This is a genomic window from Pantoea sp. UBA6567, from assembly GCF_002434165.1.
Taxonomy (GTDB): Bacteria; Pseudomonadota; Gammaproteobacteria; order Enterobacterales; family Enterobacteriaceae; genus Pantoea; species Pantoea eucrina.
In genome coordinates this window covers 181,092-200,177 of sequence record NZ_DJJN01000004.1, presented here as the reverse complement: position 1 = coordinate 200,177, position 19,086 = coordinate 181,092, and the positions used below count along the sequence as shown (strand labels likewise).

The window sequence follows — 19,086 nt, the reverse complement described above, 5'->3', positions numbered from 1 at the left end:
CAGAAAAATCAGCGTGTAAAAATCTCAACGGCAGCCCTGCTTTTTGTCATACCGCGCTCTGCACAATTATCAATCAACCCTAAACGCTGAAGAAGTTGGCTGAGTAAACACTGCAAATTTAATGTTGCGTTAAGTTTCGTTGCTTATGGTGATTACGCAGGAAAAATAGCAGGTGCACTAATGTTTTAGTCGATCGGCTATGTCAGCGCTGAGCCAGTGAACGGGCGTGATGTTAACCGGTTTTTCACTATAACACGTTGAGAGTGCGTTGAAGTTGCGCAGAGTGACAGGTGCAGAGTTTATTCCTGCATTGTGGTCAGAGCATAATTGATAAGGTGGATTTATGTCTTTCTTACCTTTTTCGCGTCCCGCTTTGGGCGAAGAAGAGCTGGCCGCCGTCAGTGCGGTGTTCGCTTCAGGCTGGATCACCACCGGCCCGAAAAATGCTGCGCTGGAGCAGGCTTTCTGTGAATTGACTGGAAACCAGCACGCCATTGCCGTCAGTTCAGCGACTGCCGGCCTGCACGTTACGCTGCTGGCGCTGGGCATTCAGCCCGGAGATGAAGTGATCACCCCTTCGCTAACGTGGGTCTCTACGCTCAATATCATCACGCTGCTGGGAGCCACGCCGGTTATGGTTGATGTCGACCGTCATACGCTGATGGTGACGGCACCGCAGATTGAAACGGCGATCACACCACGCACCCGGGCGATTATTCCGGTGCATTACGCCGGTGCGCCGGTAGATCTGGCGTCAATCTGCGCGCTGGGTGAGCGCTACGCCATTCCGGTGATTGAGGACGCCGCACACGCAACCGGCTGCCACTATAACGGCCAGCATGTCGGACAGCGCGGCACGGCGATCTTTTCACTGCACGCCATCAAAAATATCACCTGTGCCGAGGGCGGCGTTGTTGTAACGGATGATGCTGAACTGGCCGACCGGGTGCGCAGCCTGAAGTTTCACGGCCTGGGGGTGGATGCCTGGGATCGCGATACGCACGGGCGCAAACCGCAGGCAGAGGTGATAGCACCCGGTTTTAAATACAATTTGCCCGATATCAATGCCGCTATTGCGCTGGTTCAGCTCGGTAAGCTTGAGGCTATCAACCGGCGCCGCCGGGAGATTGCGCAGCGCTACCTGCAGGCGCTGGCGGATACGCCTTTTCTGCCGCTGAAACAGCCGGACTGGCCGCATCAGCACGCCTGGCATCTGTTTATCATTCGCGTGGATGAAGCTACCTGCGGCATCAGCCGCGATGCGCTGATGGAGGCGCTGAAAGCGGAGGAGATCGGCACCGGACTTCACTTCCGCGCGGCGCACACGCACAAATATTATCGCGAGCGTTATCCGCATCTTTCCCTGCCTGACACGGAATGGAACAGCGAACGTATCTGTTCGCTCCCGCTGTTTCCTGATATGCAGGATGAGGATGTCAGCCGGGTGATCGGCGCGCTGCGTACGCTGGCAGGAGGCCGCCATGCTGGATGAAAAACCGCTTCAGAAAATCTCTGTGGTTATCCCGGTCTATAACGAAGAGGAGAGTTTGCCGGAGCTGGTACGCCGCACCAGCGCAGCCTGTAGCACGCTGGGTCTGAACTTTGAGATCCTGCTGGTGGATGACGGCAGCAGCGACCGCTCGGCGCAGATGATCGCTGATGCCGCTGATATGCCAGGAAGTCACGTCGTCGGCGTACTGCTTAACCGAAACTATGGTCAGCACTCTGCGATTATGGCGGGCTTCGCCCATGTATCGGGCGACCTGATTATTACGCTGGACGCCGATCTGCAGAACCCGCCCGAAGAGATCCCGGCGCTGGTCAAAGCTGCGCAGCAGGGTTACGACGTGGTGGGCACGGTACGCCAGAACCGGCAGGATAGCTGGTTTCGTAAACGCGCCTCACGCGCCATCAATCAGCTGATCCAGCGCGTGACCGGCAAAGCGATGGGCGACTATGGCTGCATGCTGCGCGCCTATCGCCGGCATATTGTTGACGCCATGCTGAACTGCCATGAACGCAGCACCTTTATTCCCATACTGGCCAATACCTTTGCCCGCCGCACTATCGAACTGCCGGTCGCACACGCTGAACGCGAGTTTGGCGATTCCAAATACAGCGTCATGAAGCTTATCAATCTGATGTATGACCTGGTGACCTGTCTGACCACGACGCCGCTGCGCCTGCTGAGTATTGCTGGCAGCCTGATTGCGCTGGCGGGCTTTGCCTTTTCGATAGTGCTGGTGATCTTACGCCTGTTTTTTGGCGCCGGCTGGGCCGGCGACGGTCTGTTTATGCTGTTTGCAGTGCTGTTCATTTTTGTCGGCGCGCAGTTTATCGGGATGGGCCTGCTGGGCGAATACATCGGGCGTATCTACAACGATGTACGCGCGCGGCCGCGCTATTTCATTCAGCGGGTGATCCACCCGCAGCAGGAAACTCCTCAGGTTCAGGAAATCAAACCATGAAAACAGTTGTTTTTGCCTATGCGGAAATGGGTTGCGCAGGAATCAACGCGCTGCTGAAAGCGGGTTTTGAGATTGCGGCGATCTTTACGCACACCGACACCGGCGCAGAGAGCCATTTTTTTGATTCCGTCGCGCGCCTCGCCGCTGAGCGCGGCATTCCGGTGCATGCGCCTGAAGAGGTCAATCACCCGTTATGGATTGAACGCATCCGCGCCTTGCAGCCTGACTATATTTTCTCCTTTTATTACCGCGCCATGCTGAGCGACGCTATTTTGGGATGTGCGGCACGCGGCGCGTTTAATCTGCACGGCTCGCTGCTGCCCGCCTATCGCGGACGCGCACCGCTTAACTGGGTGCTGGTTAATGGCGAAACGGAAACCGGCGTGACGCTGCATCGCATGGTTAAGCGGGCCGATGCCGGTGACATTGTCACGCAGGAAAGGGTGGCGATCGATGAGCAGGATGACGCGCTGACGCTGCACCGTAAGCTGGTCGCCTGTGCTACGCAGCTGCTGGAAGGTACGCTGCCAGCGCTGAAGCGCGGCGAGATTGTAGCCCGGCCGCAGGATGAGCGGCTGGCAACCCGGGTCGGACGCCGCACGCCGGAAGATGGACGTATCCGGTGGGAGCAGAGTGCGCAGCAGGTGAATAATCTGGTGCGCGCGGTAACCTGGCCGTGGCCCGGTGCTTTTGCCTTTGCCGGTACGGTGAAGTTTATGGTGTGGAAAGGACGTGTGCACGCCGGCACGCCGGGTGCCAGAGCCGGGACCATACTCTCTGTCGATCCGCTGCAGGTCGCCTGCGGCCAGGGCGCACTGGAAATTATCACCGGCCAGTGTGACAACGGCGTGTTTATGAATGGCAGCCAGCTGGCGCAGAGCCTGGGGCTGGTGCCCGGCGCGCTGCTTTACTCTGAGCCGGTGGCGGCTGTTAAACGCCGCACGCGGGTGCTGATCCTCGGGGTGAACGGCTTTATCGGCAATCATCTGACTGAACGCCTGCTGCAGGATGATAATTTTGAGGTTTACGGGCTGGATATCGGCTCTGATGCGATAAGCCGTTTTCTGAACGAGCCGCGTTTCCACTTTGTTGAGGGCGACATCAGCATTCATTCTGAATGGATTGAGTATCACATCAAGAAGTGTGACGTGGTGCTGCCGCTGGTAGCGATTGCTACGCCGATTGAGTACACCCGTAACCCGCTGCGCGTATTTGAACTCGATTTTGAAGAGAACCTGAAAATCATTCGCGACTGCGTTAAATATAAAAAACGCATCATCTTCCCTTCTACCTCTGAAGTGTACGGCATGTGTACCGATCGGCATTTTGATGAGGATAGCTCTAACCTGGTGGTCGGTCCGATTAACAAGCAGCGCTGGATCTACTCGGTTTCTAAACAGCTGCTCGATCGGGTGATCTGGGCCTATGGTGAAAAAGAGGGCCTGCGCTTTACGCTGTTCCGCCCCTTTAACTGGATGGGCCCCCGGCTGGATAACCTCAATGCTGCACGCATTGGCAGCTCGCGCGCCATTACGCAGCTGATCCTCAATCTGGTAGAGGGATCGCCCATCAAACTGGTGGATGGCGGGGCGCAGAAGCGCTGCTTTACCGATATCCGTGACGGCATTGAGGCGCTGTTTCGCATCATTGAAAACCGCAACGGTAACTGTGACGGGCAGATCATCAATATTGGTAATCCTGAAAATGAAGCCAGTATTCGTGAGCTGGCGGAGCATCTGCTGGCAAGCTTTGAGCGCCATCCGCTGCGCGACCGTTTTCCGCCGTTTGCCGGGTTCCGCGAAGTAGAAAGCAGCAGCTACTACGGCAAAGGGTATCAGGATGTGGAGCATCGCAAGCCCTCGATAAAAAATGCGCGCCGGCTGCTGAACTGGGCACCGGATGTGGATATGGATACCACCATCGATAACACCCTTGATTTCTTTCTGCGCACTGTTGAACTGCAGGAGAAGCCATGAAAAAAGTGGGGCTGCGGGTCGATGTTGATACCTGGCGCGGCACCCGGCTGGGCGTCCCGGCACTGCTGGAACAGTTCAGCCTGCATCAGCTGCAGGCGAGCTTCTTTTTCAGCGTCGGGCCGGACAATATGGGGCGCCATATCTGGCGCCTGCTTAAGCCGCACTTTTTTCACAAAATGGTGCGCTCGCGGGCGGCATCGCTCTATGGCTGGGATATTCTGCTGGCCGGTACCGCCTGGCCAGGACGCCACATCGGACGCGGCCAGGCGGACATTATCCGCGCCACCGCCGATCATCATGAGGTTGGCCTGCACGCCTGGGATCACTTCGCCTGGCAGACCTGGGCGGGCGTCTGGTCAGAAGAGCGGCTGGCGCAGGAGATCGGGCGGGGCAGGCAGATGCTGGAAGCGCTGACAGGTGACGCCGTCACTTGTTCAGCCGTTGCCGGCTGGCGGGCAGACAGCCGGATTATTGCTGCAAAAGAACCTTTCCATTTTCGGTACAACAGCGACTGCCGCGGCAGCGGCCCGTTTATCCCGCTGCTACCGGACGGTACAGAAGGCACAGTACAGATCCCGGTCACGCTGCCTACCTGGGATGAAGTGGTGGGGCAACAGGTGAGTGCTGCGCGCTTCAACGATTTTATCCTTGAGCGCATGCAGCACGCTGCGGGCACCGCGGTTTACACCATTCATGCCGAAGTTGAGGGGATCGCCGCGCGCGACGCCTTTAGCAACCTGCTCGATCGCGCCCGGCAGGCCGGTATTCACTTCTGTCCGCTCAGCGAGCTTCTGCCTGCCGATCTCTCCACTCTGCCGCGCGCGCCTGTGATACGCGGCCGGATTGCGGGTCGGGAAGGGTGGCTGGGCTGTCAGGCAGAAAACTAATCAGGGAGTTCTGATGCGTACAGGCACCAAAATTACGCTGCTGCTGATGCTGTTTGCGCTCTATTATCTGCTGCCGGTTCCGTTTCGCGATCTGTGGCAGCCCGATGAGCTGCGTTATGCAGAGATCAGCCGCGAGATGATTGTCAGCGGCAACTGGGTTGTGCCGCACTTTTTTGATTTGCGCTATTTTGAAAAACCTGTCGCCGGCTACTGGATAAATAATCTGGGCCAGCTGCTGTTCGGACACACTAATTTTGGCGTCCGCGCCGGCGCGCTGTTCAGCACGCTATGCAGCGGCCTGCTGATTTTCTGGCTGGGATGCCGGATGTTTGCCAGCCGCAACGTCGCCCTGCTGGCCAGCACCGTTTTTCTGACCTCGCTGCTGGTTTACGGAATCGGCACTTATGCGGTGCTGGACCCTGTTCTGCTGCTGTGGCTAACGGGAGCGATGTGCAGCTTCTGGTACGCGGTTCAGGCACGCACATTCCGGCAGCGCTTCTCCGGCTATCTGCTGCTGGGTGCGGCCTGCGCCATGGGGTTTATGACCAAAGGCTTCCTGGCGCTCGCGGTTTCGGTGCTGGCGATTGTGCCGTGGATGGTGTGGCAGCGCCGCTTCACGGAATTGCTGCGCTGGGGGCCGCTGGCGCTGCTGACCGCAGTACTGCTGAGCCTGCCGTGGGCGCTGGCGATAGCGCAGCAGGCGGGAGATTTCTGGCACTACTTTTTCTGGGTTGAGCATATTCAGCGTTTTGCTGAAGAAAACGCGCAGCACAAAGCGCCTTTCTGGTACTACCTGCCGGTGCTGGTTGCGGGCACGCTGCCCTGGCTGGGGCTGCTGCCCGGCGCGCTGATAAGCGGCTGGCAGCAGCGTCGCCAGCAGGCAGGCGTGCTCTATTTACTGAGCTGGGTCCTGCTGCCGCTGCTGTTTTTCAGTATTGCAAAAGGCAAGCTGCCAACCTATATCCTGCCCTGTTTTGCTCCGCTGAGCCTGCTGATAGCAGGTTATGCATCAGGAAACAGCGCACGCTTAAGCACCGCGCTGCGGTTTAACGGCTGGATTAACCTGCTGTTTGGCGCGCTGACCGCGCTGGCGGTGATAAGCGTACTGGCGCCGTGGGGGCTGGCACACCGGCCGCTCTACAGCAGCGACGAGAAGCTGCGTGCGACTCTGGCTGCGCTCGCTTTTACCGGCTGGGCGCTGGCGGCAGGTGTCAGCCTGCGCACCGGGCGCTGGCAGCTGGCGGCGCTCTGCCCGCTGGCGCTGGCGCTGCTGGTGGGATTTGCTATTCCCGACCGGATACGGGACGCCAAACAGCCGCAGAACTTTGTCCGCCACATCCAGGAGCGGCTTGCGCAGAGCCGCTTTATCCTGGCGGATAATCCCGGCGTCGGCTCGGCGATCGCCTGGCAGCTCAAACGCAGCGATATCCTTTTTTACAGCAGCAAAGGCGAGCTGGAGTATGGTCTCAGCTACGCCGATGCCCGAAAGCGCTACGTTGCCGGAGCGGAGTTTGCCGACTGGCTGCGCGTCCATCGCAGAGAGGGTGATGTCGCGCTGGTACTGATGCTGGATGCCGGACAGAAAACGCCGGATGCGATGCTGCCGGTGCCGGATGATGTCTGGCAGCAGGGACGGCTGGTTTATTACAGCTACCGTCGCGCGCCATGAATCTGCTGCTGATTGTTCTGGTCAGCCTGCTCAGCTGTGCAGCCCAGCTCTGTCAGAAGCAGGCCGCGCTGATGGCGTCAGGCGGCAGGCGCATGGCGCTCTGGGTCGCGCTCAGCCTGCTGCTGCTGGGGGCGGCGATGCTGCTCTGGCTGCTGGTATTGCGCAGTGTGCCGGTCAGCCAGGCCTATCCGATGCTCAGCCTTAACTTTGTGCTGGTGGCGGCAGCCGCACGCCTGATCTGGCGCGAAGCCTGTACGCTGCAGCAGTGGCTGGGCACGCTGCTGATTGTCGCGGGGGTGGCGCTGATGGGGAGTCAGCTATGAAAGGTACAGGGCTGGCGCTCGTAAGCGTCGCGCTGGTGACGCTGGCGCAGCTGATGCTGCGCAGCGCGATGATGGAGTTTCCCGCGTTCAGTGCGCTGCTGCAGGGCGGCGCACGCCCTGTGCTGATGCTCTGCGCCGGCCTTGCAGCCTACGGGTTATCGATGCTCTGCTGGCTTACCGCGCTGCGCTATCAGCCGCTCAGTCAGCTCTATCCGCTACTCAGTCTGAGCTACGTACTGGTCTGGCTGGCTGCTGTCGTTCTGCCGTGGTTTCATGAGCCTTTTCGCTGGAGCAGTCTGGCGGGCGTAGTACTGATTGTGGCGGGCCTGCTGGTGGTATCGCTGCCGCGCGGTAAAAAACAGGACTGCTGATATGCGCTTAGTCAGCACGATACGGGGCTGATGTAAATCACTCAAAGAAGCAGCGGAGCCGCTCAGCCTGATGTTTTAGTATCCCTTCAGTTGCCTTCCAACCCGTACGCATCAGGACTGAATATGACCGGTAAACTAAGCAGCGACCGCCTCTGTATTAATCGCAAAATTGCTCCCGCTCTGAGCATCAGTGAATTTTTTGCGCTGGTGGCAAAGCTGGGGCTGCACAAGGTTGAAATCCGCAATGACATGAAAAGCGGCAGCGTGACCGACAATCTCGGTGGCGCGCAGGTCAGCGCGCTGGCGCGCGAGCACGATCTGACTATCGAAACAATCAATGCGGTTTATCCGTTTAACCAGCTCAATGATGAGGTTCTGGCAAAGACCCGCGGCCTGCTGAAAGACGCAGCTGAAAGCGGTGCCAGAGCGCTGGTGCTCTGTCCGCTCAACGATGGTGCGCCGGTCAGCGACGCACAGACTATCGATGCGCTGCAAACGCTGGCGCCGCTGTTTGCAGAATACGGCATTCAGGGGCTGGTTGAGCCGCTGGGCTTTCCGCAGAGTTCGCTGCGTTCTGCCGCGCAGGCGCAGCAGCTGATCAAACAGGCCGGGGTGCCGTTCAAAATTGTGCTGGATACCTTCCATCATCATCTTTATGAAGGTGCCGAAGCGGACTTTGCCGGGCACGTTAACGTGCATGAGATTGGTCTGGTTCACCTGTCCGGCGTGACCGATACGCGGCCGGCGGCAGAGCTGACGGATGAAGAGCGTATTATGCTCAGCGCCGATGACAGACTGCAGACAAAACAGCAGGTGGCCCGCCTTGAAGAGATGGGGTATCGCGGGATCTATGCGTTTGAGCCTTTCTCATCGGTGATGGAGGGCTGGAGCGCTGCTGAGATTGAGCAGCAGATCCGCAGCAGTATCGACTATCTCAACCGCTAACCGCAACCGGCTCAGGAAACAGACTATGACACTCAATATTGGCGTAATTGGCACCGGTGCAATCGGTCGTGAACATATCCGGCGCTGCAGTCAGGTGCTGCAGAACTCGCGCGTAGTGGCGCTGAATGATATCGACCGCCGTCAGTGTGAAGAGGTCGCAGCTGCGCTACAGCTGCAGGCGGAGATCTACGACAGCGCGCACGATCTGATTAATGCGCCTGACGTACAGGCCGTGCTGGTGACCTCCTGGGGTCCCACTCATGAAGAGTTTGTACTGGCAGCGATCAAAGCGGGCAAGGCGGTGTTTTGTGAAAAACCGCTGGCAGTGACGGCGCAGGGATGTATGAACATCGTTGAAGCGGAGATGGCCGGCGGTAAAAAACGCGTACAGGTCGGCTTTATGCGACCCTATGACAGCGGCTACCGCGCGCTCAAGCAGGTGCTGGAGAGCGGGGAGATTGGCGCGCCGCTGATGCTGCACTGCGCGCATCGCAATCCGGAGGTGGGTGACAGTTACACCACGGATATGGCGATTACCGATACGCTGATCCATGAGCTGGATGTGCTGCGCTGGTTGCTGAATGATGATTACGTCAGCGCGCAGGTGATCTGGCCACGCAAAACGCGCCACGCCAGTTCACACCTGAAAGATCCGCAGATTGTTCTGCTGGAAACGGCGCAGGGCACGCGCATTGACGTCGAAATTTTTGTTAACTGCCAGTATGGTTATGACATTCAGTGTGAAGTTGTCGGAGAAAGCGGCATTGCCCGGCTGCCGGAACCTGTGGCGGTGCAGACGCGCAGTAACGCAGCGCTCTCTGTGGCCATCCTGACCGACTGGAAAAAGCGCTTTATCGATGCATACGATGTGGAGCTGCAGGCGTTTATCAACAATGTGCTTGCCGATGAGCTGACCGGGCCTTCTGCCTGGGATGGTTATGCGGCGGCGGTAGCGGCAGACGCCTGCGTCGCGGCTCAGAAGAGTGGCGATATTGTTCAGATTACGATGCCACCCCGTCCGGCTTTTTATCAGTAACCCCGCCTGAACTGCGCGCCTGCTCTGCAGGCGCGCTGCTGTCATTATCTGCTTACAACCCTGCCAGTCTGTTTTTGCGTTTTGTACTCTACATACTAGTACATGATGTGTATCATCCCGCCTTTGCTAATTTTCTGAGTCGTCTTAATGTCAGTACCTCAACTCACGCCGCGCCAGCCCTCAGTCTGGTGGGGCGCTATGATCATCTGTGGCACCGTTGTGGGTGCCGGTATGTTTACGCTGCCTGTGGTTATGGCAGGAAGCTGGTTTGGCTGGGGCGTGCTGCTGCTGTTTATCAGCTGGGGCGCGATGCTGCTCTCCGGCCTGCTGTTTATGCGCGTCAGCCTGCACTATGCTGCCGGCGCCGGCTATGACACGCTGGTGCGCGATCTGCTGGGACGCGGCTGGGCAAGGCTCAACGGGTTAAGCATCCTGTTTGTACTGGGTATTCTGACCTACGCCTACATTTCAGCCAGCGGTCCGGTCTATCAGCACTCCCTTAATCAGCTGGGACTGCCGCTGACAGCGGCCGGTGCGAAAATTGCGCTGACGCTGCTGGTTGCAGGGGTCGTGCTGCTCGGCACGCGTGGCGTGAGCCGGCTTATGACCTTCTGCGTAGTGGCAAAAATTGCGCTGCTTATTATGCTGTTTGGCGGACTCCTGATGCAGGTTGACAGTGCCTCACTGCTGCAGCCAGCGCCAGAAGGCAGCGCTTACTGGCCCTATGCGCTCGGCGTGCTGCCTTTCTGCCTGGCCTCTTTTGGGTATCACGGCAATATCACCGGGCTGGTGAGCTATTACCATCGCGACCGGCGCAGGATCGCACGTGCGCTGCTGCTCGGGACCCTGATGTCGCTTGCGCTCTACCTGTTCTGGATCGTCAGCACGATGGGAAACCTGCCGCGCAGCGCGTTTCCGGGTATTGTTGCGCAGGGCGGGGATATCGCCGCGCTGATGGCGGCGCTGGGCTCGCATCTGCAGGTGCCGGCATTAACCCTGATGCTGTCGCTCTTTTCCCATTTTGCCGTTATCGCTTCGTTTCTTGGCGTCACCGCAGGATTGTTCGACTATATCGCCGACCGTATGGGGCAGGGCGATACGCGCCGGGCGCGTGTGAAAACGGCGCTGCTGACCTTTTTGCCGCCGCTGCTGGCGTCGATTGTCTGGCCACACGGGTTTGTGGCGGCCATCGGCTATGCCGGATTGTTTGCCACCCTGTGGGCGGTAGCGATCCCGGCCTTGCTCGCATTACGGGCAGAAAAGCGCTTCGCTACGCATAAAAAATCCTCGCTGGCGATTACGCTGGTACTGCTATTTGGGGGGCTGAACATTGTGGCGTGGCTGCTGAGCTGGATGGAGTGGTTGCCGCGATTTGGCGGAGGCTGACAGGAGAACGCGCTGGCCTGACGCCAGCGCGTTTTAACAATCAGTTACCGCGATAGGTTGAGTAGCCATACTGGCTCAGCAGCAGCGGAATATGGTAATGCTGATCGCTCTTCTCAAGGTTAAAAATCACCGGGATTTCCGGAAAGAAAGTCTGCTGATTAACTGACTTATAATACTCCCCGGTTTTAAACACCACGCGATAAATACCTGACTGCGCCATTTTATCTTTCGGATAGAGTGCCGGGATCCGCCCCTGCGCATCCGTGGTGGCTTCTGCCAGTTTTGTCCAGTTATCGCCTGCTTTCTGATCCAGTTCTACTTTTACGCCAGCGGTGGGGATGCCGGTCTGCAGGTTGAGCACGTGCACGCTCACCGGGTTTTTCATGGTATCGGCCGCGGCGACGCCAGCGGTGCAAAGTAAAACAGCAGAAAGCAGAAGGTGTTGAGGTTTCATTTCATCGTCCTTTAATGTGAATGCGTGAAATGAAGCATAGAGGCTAAGGGCCGGAGCGCCTCACGCTGGCCACAATCTGTGAAATTTCCCAGAGGGGTGCGGCAGGCGGAGCGCCTGCCGCAATGGATCACTTGCCGTTCTGTACCAGAGTGCCTTTCAGACCGTGCGGCTCTGAACGCAGATACTGCGGCGGAGCCTTAACGGTGGCGCCCAGCTCAGCGGCAGCGTGCCACGGCCAGTGCGGATCCCAGAGCATGCCGCGCGCCAGCGCAATCAGGTCCGTATCACCGGTGTGCAGGGCCTGTTCCGCCTGCTGCGGATCGGTTATCAGTCCGACACCGATTACCGGGATATCCACCACTTTGCGAATATCGCGCGCAAAAGAGAGCTGATAGCCTGGGCCGATATCGATCTCCTGATCGGGCGACAGTCCGCCGCTGGAGACGTGAATATAGGCACAGCCTGCGGCGGCCAGCTCCTGGCTGAACGCAATAGACTGCTCATTATCCCAGCCGCCTGCGACCCAGTCAGTTGCTGAAATACGCACGCCCACCGGTACTGAATCTGGCAGAGCATCGCGTATCGCCTGAAACACTTCCAGCGGATAGCGCATGCGGTTTTCCAGCGATCCGCCATATTCATCATCGCGCTTGTTACTGAGCGGAGAGAGAAACTGATGCAGCAGATAGCCATGGGCAGCATGCAGTTCAACCAGTTCGATACCGATGCGGACCGCGCGCTGCGCGCTGTCAACAAAGGCCTGTTTCAGGCGCATCAGCTCCTCTTTACTCAGCGCGTGTGGCGCCTGTTCGCCCGACTGGTAAGCCTCTGCGGAGGGAGCCACCGTCTGCCAGCCGCCCTGTTGAGCCGAAAGCTGCTCGCCGCCTTCCCACGGCACGGCACAGGAGGCTTTGCGACCTGCGTGACCCAGCTGGATACCTATTGGCAGGGTTGCCCATGGACGGATATCCTCCAGCACGCTGGCCAGTGCCGCCTCAGTCTCATCGTCCCACAATCCCAGATCGCCCGGCGATATGCGGCCGATATCCTCAACGGCTGTTGCTTCGATAATCAGTAAGCCCGCACCGGACAGGGCAAGCTGCCCCAGATGGATACGGTGCCAGGCGGTGGCTTTACCCGCCTCAGCGGAGTACTGACACATGGGCGCAATAATAATGCGATTCTCCAGCGAGAGCTGTCCCAGTTTCGTGGCGCTAAATAACAGACTCATCTTAACCTCATGTTTTCAGGGGATCTCAGGTGAAATAAGTGTAGATGGTCATCGGCGAACGGAGGCGGCCCGGCACAGGGATTCTGTTTCTAAGCGTTAACCGGAAAGATTTGGCTTTCTAGTTACAACATGCTACTTTACTATAAATACACCCTCTGCAGCCGCGGCAATGATATCGCCTGACAGGACTTGCGGTGGCCTTTAATTTACCTCTGAAGCGAGCAGAGATAACGATAAACAGCGGCATCCTGCGGATCCGGCCTGAAGCGCTGGCCATTACGACACTGAGCACAGATGGTACGATAGTGCCGGTTCAGTCCAAGTTCGCATAAAATACGCAGCCAGCCATTGGCTCCGTAGCACTGTTGTTCATAGATTTTTTCCCGCATCTTCTTAACGTCGAGACGCAATAACACAGCATTCAGATCGCTGTACTCAGGATGTTTTTTGGTTTTACCTATCCGGGTAAACATGAAATTGCGCATATAAAAAGGCGCTACGTTCTCTTTAACCTGAATAAGCAGATCGTCTACCTGCTCCACAAAAATCGTATAAATCATAATCCTGAGATAGAGCATAAACACCAGATTGTCCTGCTGCTGCGTCTGCTTGACCGACAGCGTACCCAGCTCTACGACTTTCCGGTTTTCCAGCCCGAGGGCGGCTATCTCTGCACCAAACAGCAGGGAGCAGGGCAGCTGCTGGTTTCGCTGAGCAATCACGCTGATTGTGCCGAGGATCTCCTGTTTTTTACGCGCCAGAAACAGGGTGCTGTCAGGATGAAGCAGGCCTTCGTTATAAAGGAACAGCGCACGCTTGCTCTTGATAATACCGCTACGCTGGTAGGCGCTATGCGTGACTTCCATGCCTTTCAAAAAATCGAGAAAAGCGGTCGCCGGCGCAATATCGATCAGCTTATCGCTATCATTAAGCAATCTGCATAGTTTGAGCGTTCTTTTACTCAGAACGCCATCGGATACTGCGCTGACAGTCACTGATTTCCTTAGCGAATCCACAATTATCCCTGACAATAGATTTTAGTATCGCTAATGTATTCAGGGTATCTAATGATTGGAATTAGTTTTGATCGAAAATTTAGTAATCACTGCTTAAAGTAAAATCTGTTATTCAGCTTAAAGAGCAGCAGCGCCACTGCAGCATTTTATGCTTAATGTTAAGCGGTATGTCGCACGTGCCTGTGGCCTCAGCGCAGTCTTTCAAAGTGTCTGTAACAGATAATACTGGAAAAAACCTGCTGAACGTTCGCTATAGCCGCTTGTCATTTTAAGAGCAATGTTTTTGCCTCGCACATGATTTTTAACATCACAATTTACAGGGGTATGACCAAAAATAATTAAATACCCTTTCTTATTAAGCAGCGTAATAAGTTTATCGATAACAGGTGCTGCCTGATCGTGTCTTATCACTTCATGATTGGCGAAGCGGCAAAAAATAATATCATACCTGTCACGGTCACAGGATTGCATAAAGTCGCTCTGTACAACCTGCGGCAGCTGCTGCCTGGCCTTCAGGACCATTTTTTCCGCGCGATCGGCAGCGAAATAGTTTAGACGGGGAAGCTTTTGTTTTACTGAGTCAAGGAAGGTTCCGGTAGAGCAGGCCGGGTCAAATACGCGGCAGTCGGGAAAAGCAATCTCACGCAGCAAATTTACGGTATGCAGGCGGAAGTGCGCTTCCTGTATGTCCAGCTTCTCCGGTGTACCGGCCATCTGGTCCCAGAATGATTCCGGGCATATAGCCTCATTCCCTTCATCATCCAGCGGCGGCCATGGAAAGTGGATATTGTAATCCGGGCAGGGGGGAAGTAATTTTTCACGCCACGCCGGATCGTCCAGCACTCTGATGCCGAGGGTTATTTCATCTTTGGTTTCATCCAGCGAAATGAGCGGGCCTTTTATCATATCGGGAAGAATGATGCTGTAAGCCACGTGGCTTAACGGCTTTCGTATGCCGGCAAAAATCGATTCAGAGGTTGTCATGATAAAAATATCATGCCGTTCCCGATTCGGGACCCGGATGTAAATCATTCTACTCATATCTGATCCTGATAGCTTCGGCAGGGAATAACGACGTTACCCAAACTGACCAGGGCAAATCGCTCCATACCGGGCATGACGGCACAGGCCAGTGATACGCCGGCAGGATCGCTGTCTATTTCTTTAAGCCATACAGGCAATCCGGCCATTTCGCACAGGATTGTCAGGCGGTGAAGGTGCTCTTGCAGAGTCAGTTCAGCGCGTTTCTCTGGCAGCTCAACGCTGACAGAAGCGAGGCTGCCAAAATCGGCAACAAGGCTGCGATATAATTTTTCATGCTCTCTCAGGTTATGCTGGTGTTTTTCCAGTTCCTCAGTAAAGCAGGTAAAATTATCGGCCAGTTTATGCAGCTGGACCAGTTCTTTGATAGCCCGGGCAACCGCATGGTCAGCATAAAGTGAACAGCCAGCGCCGTAGATGTTTATCCCCAGGCGCGGCTTACTCTTACAGTAAGCAAGATAAACAGGAGGCAGTGACGGTTCTGAGGCATCAATAATATTGATTTCATCCTCTAAAGCAGACTGAGCATCATTGAAAATTTTTTCAGCTGCAGGGGGCAGTGAATCCGTATTAACAAGTCGAACCTCTTTTTGTGTACCATAGAAAAATGTTTTTGCCAGCAGGATACCTGTGCAGTGCCGCTCTATTATTTCTCCGATGGCGTGAATCGCTGCTTCAGTAAAACCATAACCCGCAGCGATACCTGCATTACTGGTATAGCGTCGCGCTGCGCTATAGTCTGTAGTGTCTCCCTGAATGATATGGCTGAAATATTCGCAATCCGTTAAAAAAAGAGGCCAGAGCAGTGACGCACAACCCTTTTTATCTGTAAATTCCACTGCTGCAATTTTGGCGGGTGATGATTTCGCAAGAATAGTCAATGGCAACATCCCGCGAAGTTCTGCCTGCTGAATGACTGACCCGAAGGGATATAACCTGCTTTTCTCTCTGAGTGCCGGAAAGCTTCTGTAATGTTCATAAGCTTCATAGAGTGCACCAACACTGGCTTCCTCTGCATAGCCTTTACCGCAGCCAGAAATCGGTTTGGTGCCACTTTCCCTGTTTAACAGCGTAACCGTAGCTGAAAGCGTATTGCCAAAGTTGTCATTTTTTATCTGAATATTCTGGCGGGAAAAATAACGCTCTATTGCGTTTCTTGACCGGGTAAGGGTGACAGATCTTTCAGGCAGGATAGTCATGATAAATGTCCATATTAAAGCGGCACAATAATGTGCCGCTGAAATGTTAGTCTTCAGACTGACTCTCTTCATCCGCCTGCGAGGCGGACGCTAACACTTCCTCTTCTTCAATAGTGAGTACGGCTTTGTTTGCATTCTCGCTATTGCTGTTGCTGATGCCTGAGTTTAAATATCCCATGATTAGACTCCTTTATTAGCAAACCGCTGATTGCGGCAGGGATATATTTAATTAACGTTCACTCTGAATTCAAACCCTGAATAATATAAATGTGCGCCAGATCAATTTATACTTATTGAAGTTTTTGGCAGTTTTATCTTTAATTTTTCATATTACTTTCCCGGAAATATTACTATTTATAAAATAATTCCTTGCCGCTTTATCGTTCATTTTCCGGGTGATTGATTTCAAAGGTAATATGAGGATTTTTATCTGCACGGCTATGCCTCTTTTTTTCTAAATAATTTCCTGATGGAGTTGCATAAATCAATCATCTCTTATCCCAGGGGAGGTCGGGTTCAGTAAGAAAAAATGTTGATTATTTCCCTCGCCATAAAAAAAGACGGCCCGGGGGCCGTCAAACGCCCCAGCGGTGGTTAAACACCGGGGCAGCGAGGTCACACAATGATGAAGAGGTTAGCCTTTAACACCGCCCGCTGTCAGACCGCTGACCAGCCAGCGCTGTGCCAGCAGGAATACCAGCGTAATGGGAATGGCAGACAACACCGCAGCGGCGGCAAAGTCGCCCCAGAGATAGTTCTGCGGATTTAAATATTGCTGCATACCAACGGCCAGCGTATAGCTGTTAACGTCACGCAGCAGCAGCGAAGCGACCGGCACTTCGGTGACCGCGGCGATAAAGGCCAGAATAAAGACCACTGCCAGAATCGGCACCGACAGCGGCAGCAGCACCAGACGAAACGCCTGCCAGGGCGTTGCGCCATCCAGCGCGGCCGCTTCTTCCAGCGAGCCATCGATGGTTTCGAAGTAGCCTTTAATGGTCCAGACGTGCAGCGCAATGCCGCCAAGATAGGCAAAGATTACGCCGCCGTGCGTATTGAGTCCGAGAAAGGGCACATACTGACCGAGCCGGTCAAACAATGCATAGAGCGCGACCAGCGACAGCACCGCCGGAAACATCTGGAAGATCAGCATACCTTTCAGCAGGGTTGCGCGGCCGGCAAAACGCATGCGGGCAAAGGCGTAGGCACAGGTCGTGGATAGCGTCACGATACCCAGCGCGCTTATCGCTGCGATCTTCACCGAGTTCCACAGCCAGAGCAGTACCGGGAAGGGTGGCGGTGTGACGCTGCCATCCGGCTGAGTAACGCTGAATCCCAGCGCCAGCTTCCAGTGCTCCCAGGAGATCTGCTCCGGGATCAGCGAGCCGGTCGCAAAATTGCCGGAACGCAGTGAAATAGCGACCACCATCAGCAGCGGAAACAGGATGGCGGCAATAAAAACCAGCAGCAGCAGATGCGTCAGCAGCAAACGAAGCTTTTGTGATTTGGGTTGTACCATTGCCATAATTTTTCCTCAGTCAAACTTCATGCGCACGGCTTTCAGGTTGATGACCGCCAGTGCCCCGACCAGCATGAAAATCAGCGTTGCAATCGCCGCCGCGAGGCCAAAGTCCTGCCCGCCGCCGCCCTCAAACGCAATACGCCAGGTGTAATTGACCAGCAGATCCGTGTAGCCGGCGGGCGTGGTAGTCCCGATCCGATCCGGTCCGCCGTTGGTAAGCAGCTGCACCAGAACAAAGTTATTAAAATTAAAGGCAAAGCTGGCAATCATCAGCGGCATAAGGGGCTTAAGCAGCAGCGGCAGCGTGATGCGGAAAAAATTCTGCAGCGGACCCGCGCCATCCATCGCGGAAGCCTCATACAGATCGTCCGGGATAGCTTTTAACAGCCCCATGCACAGAATCATCATGTAGGGATAGCCGAGCCAGGTATTCACGATGACCAGCATGGTACGCGCCAGCGCGGGATCGCTGAACCAGGCAGGCTGGACGCCAAACAGCGCCTTGAGCATGACGTTAACTTCACCAAAACTCTGGTTAAACAGCCCCTTGAAGATAAGGATGGAGATAAAAGCCGGTACGGCGTAGGGCAAAATCAGCATCACGCGGTAGATAGCCTTACCGCGCAGCGCTTCCCACTGCACCAGACAGGCCAGCACCATGCCCACTGCAACGGTCAGGATCACCGTCACCAGCGAGAAGATCAGCGTCCAGCCAAAAATGGCGAGAAACGGTTTCTGGATCCCTTCGTCAGTAAAGACGCGAACAAAGTTTTTCCAGCCCGCGTTAACGGTAAATCCAGGGCTCAGCTGTTCACTGCCCCAGCTGCCGTCAGCCGCAATCTGCTGGTAAAACCCCGTGTCCTGATTAGCCTGATAGCGTACGCCAGTTTGCTGATTTTTCAGCACGCCCTGGTGCCCGGCAACATAGAGCGGACGGGTACCCGAGAACTGGCGTAAGGAGCTCATCACCAGCTCACGTCCATCCGGCAACCGGGCACGGATCTGGCTTAGCGCCTGGCGATGCATGGTGATGACTTTCAGCGTGGCGCGCTGAGTAGCGGGCAGCGGCGCCTGCTGCAGCGTCAGGGTCTGTACGCTGCCGAAATCGAACGGCGTGGAGACGTAGCGTTCATCGCTGCTGCTGTCGCTGAGCACCAGCTGCCAGCGCCGATCGGCCGGGTAGAGCGCAAAATTCAGCCCGGCGCCATCCTGATACTGCCTGCCAAGCAGCACCTGCTGCGCCCGTTCCTGCGAAAGCTGATTGGTACTGCTGTAATTGGTGAACGCGATAGCGATAGTGCAGGCCAGCGGAAACAGCACAAAAATAGCCATGCCGGCCAGGCCCGGATAGACATAGCGCCAGGCATAAGCGCGGCGATTAGCATAAATCCAGATGCCGGTTGCGCTGACAATCAGCGTCATGAGCGCAAACAGGTACTCTCCCTGCACATACATCAGCACCAGCAGATAGCCGACTAACAGACAGCAGCCGCCAACCAGTACGCCTTTCAGCATCTGGCTGTACCGTTCCGTTTTTCCTGACATGATCCGAAATTCCTCAA

18 protein-coding genes are annotated in these 19,086 nt (G+C 55.8%); 10 read left to right on the top strand and 8 right to left on the bottom strand.

Annotation, left to right across the window (positions count from 1 at the left end):
* The first annotated feature begins 343 nt into the window (after positions 1-343).
* The 10 genes from arnB to B4M48_RS04260 all read left to right on the top strand — a co-directional run bounded on the left by arnB (position 344) and on the right by B4M48_RS04260 (position 11,061).
* The gene (arnB, locus tag B4M48_RS04305) at positions 344-1,492 is read left to right on the top strand and encodes a UDP-4-amino-4-deoxy-L-arabinose aminotransferase (protein WP_166714176.1); all 1,149 of its coding nucleotides are present in this window, start codon (positions 344-346) and stop codon (positions 1,490-1,492) included.
* On the top strand, positions 1,482-2,468 hold the full coding sequence (gene arnC / locus B4M48_RS04300; RefSeq protein ID WP_040113472.1) for an undecaprenyl-phosphate 4-deoxy-4-formamido-L-arabinose transferase: 987 nt from the start codon (positions 1,482-1,484) through the stop codon (positions 2,466-2,468). Before arnB ends, arnC begins: the two co-directional genes overlap by 11 nt.
* Positions 2,465-4,444: a bifunctional UDP-4-amino-4-deoxy-L-arabinose formyltransferase/UDP-glucuronic acid oxidase ArnA gene (arnA, locus tag B4M48_RS04295; RefSeq protein ID WP_166714177.1), complete on the top strand. Its 1,980-nt coding sequence runs from the start codon at positions 2,465-2,467 to the stop codon at positions 4,442-4,444. Before arnC ends, arnA begins: the two co-directional genes overlap by 4 nt.
* The gene (gene arnD, locus B4M48_RS04290; protein ID WP_288656056.1) at positions 4,441-5,331 is read left to right on the top strand and encodes a 4-deoxy-4-formamido-L-arabinose-phosphoundecaprenol deformylase; all 891 of its coding nucleotides are present in this window, start codon (positions 4,441-4,443) and stop codon (positions 5,329-5,331) included. Before arnA ends, arnD begins: the two co-directional genes overlap by 4 nt.
* Before the next feature lie 13 nt (positions 5,332-5,344).
* The gene (gene arnT, locus B4M48_RS04285; protein ID WP_288656053.1) at positions 5,345-7,000 is read left to right on the top strand and encodes a lipid IV(A) 4-amino-4-deoxy-L-arabinosyltransferase; all 1,656 of its coding nucleotides are present in this window, start codon (positions 5,345-5,347) and stop codon (positions 6,998-7,000) included.
* Positions 6,997-7,323 carry a 4-amino-4-deoxy-L-arabinose-phosphoundecaprenol flippase subunit ArnE gene (gene arnE / locus B4M48_RS04280; RefSeq protein WP_040113474.1) on the top strand — a complete coding sequence of 109 codons (327 nt, stop codon included), beginning with the start codon at positions 6,997-6,999 and terminating at the stop codon, positions 7,321-7,323. Before arnT ends, arnE begins: the two co-directional genes overlap by 4 nt.
* Positions 7,320-7,694: a 4-amino-4-deoxy-L-arabinose-phosphoundecaprenol flippase subunit ArnF gene (gene arnF, locus B4M48_RS04275; protein WP_040113475.1), complete on the top strand. Its 375-nt coding sequence runs from the start codon at positions 7,320-7,322 to the stop codon at positions 7,692-7,694. Before arnE ends, arnF begins: the two co-directional genes overlap by 4 nt.
* A 123-nt stretch (positions 7,695-7,817) precedes the next feature.
* The gene (locus tag B4M48_RS04270; protein WP_071668324.1) at positions 7,818-8,639 is read left to right on the top strand and encodes a TIM barrel protein; all 822 of its coding nucleotides are present in this window, start codon (positions 7,818-7,820) and stop codon (positions 8,637-8,639) included.
* A gap of 25 nt (positions 8,640-8,664) precedes the next feature.
* Positions 8,665-9,675 carry a Gfo/Idh/MocA family oxidoreductase gene (locus tag B4M48_RS04265; RefSeq protein ID WP_040113476.1) on the top strand — a complete coding sequence of 337 codons (1,011 nt, stop codon included), beginning with the start codon at positions 8,665-8,667 and terminating at the stop codon, positions 9,673-9,675.
* A gap of 147 nt (positions 9,676-9,822) precedes the next feature.
* Entirely contained in the window at positions 9,823-11,061 is a 1,239-nt protein-coding gene (locus B4M48_RS04260) for an aromatic amino acid transporter (RefSeq protein ID WP_288656050.1), read from the top strand.
* Positions 11,062-11,101: 40 nt separating this feature from the next.
* Here the strand turns inward: B4M48_RS04260 and uraH are convergent, their stop codons facing one another.
* The 8 genes from uraH to malF all read right to left on the bottom strand — a co-directional run bounded on the left by uraH (position 11,102) and on the right by malF (position 19,069).
* Positions 11,102-11,515: a hydroxyisourate hydrolase gene (uraH, locus tag B4M48_RS04255; protein WP_040113478.1), complete on the bottom strand. Its 414-nt coding sequence runs from the start codon at positions 11,513-11,515 to the stop codon at positions 11,102-11,104.
* Positions 11,516-11,642: 127 nt separating this feature from the next.
* Entirely contained in the window at positions 11,643-12,746 is a 1,104-nt protein-coding gene (locus tag B4M48_RS04250) for an NADH:flavin oxidoreductase/NADH oxidase (RefSeq protein ID WP_250341450.1), read from the bottom strand.
* Between the two features lie 206 nt (positions 12,747-12,952).
* Positions 12,953-13,741, bottom strand: coding sequence for an N-acyl amino acid synthase FeeM domain-containing protein (locus B4M48_RS04245; RefSeq protein WP_139239662.1), 789 nt, complete (start codon positions 13,739-13,741; stop codon positions 12,953-12,955).
* Between the two features lie 222 nt (positions 13,742-13,963).
* The gene (locus B4M48_RS04240) at positions 13,964-14,803 is read right to left on the bottom strand and encodes a class I SAM-dependent methyltransferase (RefSeq protein WP_288656048.1); all 840 of its coding nucleotides are present in this window, start codon (positions 14,801-14,803) and stop codon (positions 13,964-13,966) included.
* Positions 14,800-16,002 (bottom strand): YcaO-like family protein, encoded by a 1,203-nt coding sequence (locus B4M48_RS04235; protein ID WP_288656036.1) that lies wholly within the window; start codon positions 16,000-16,002, stop codon positions 14,800-14,802. Before B4M48_RS04235 ends, B4M48_RS04240 begins: the two co-directional genes overlap by 4 nt.
* 46 nt (positions 16,003-16,048) lie before the next feature.
* Positions 16,049-16,180, bottom strand: coding sequence for a hypothetical protein (locus B4M48_RS04230; RefSeq protein ID WP_255402130.1), 132 nt, complete (start codon positions 16,178-16,180; stop codon positions 16,049-16,051).
* Positions 16,181-16,636: 456 nt separating this feature from the next.
* Positions 16,637-17,527, bottom strand: coding sequence for a maltose ABC transporter permease MalG (malG, locus tag B4M48_RS04225; protein ID WP_094111587.1), 891 nt, complete (start codon positions 17,525-17,527; stop codon positions 16,637-16,639).
* 9 nt (positions 17,528-17,536) lie between these two features.
* Positions 17,537-19,069 carry a maltose ABC transporter permease MalF gene (gene malF / locus B4M48_RS04220; protein WP_040113484.1) on the bottom strand — a complete coding sequence of 511 codons (1,533 nt, stop codon included), beginning with the start codon at positions 19,067-19,069 and terminating at the stop codon, positions 17,537-17,539.
* Positions 19,070-19,086 lie beyond the last annotated feature (17 nt).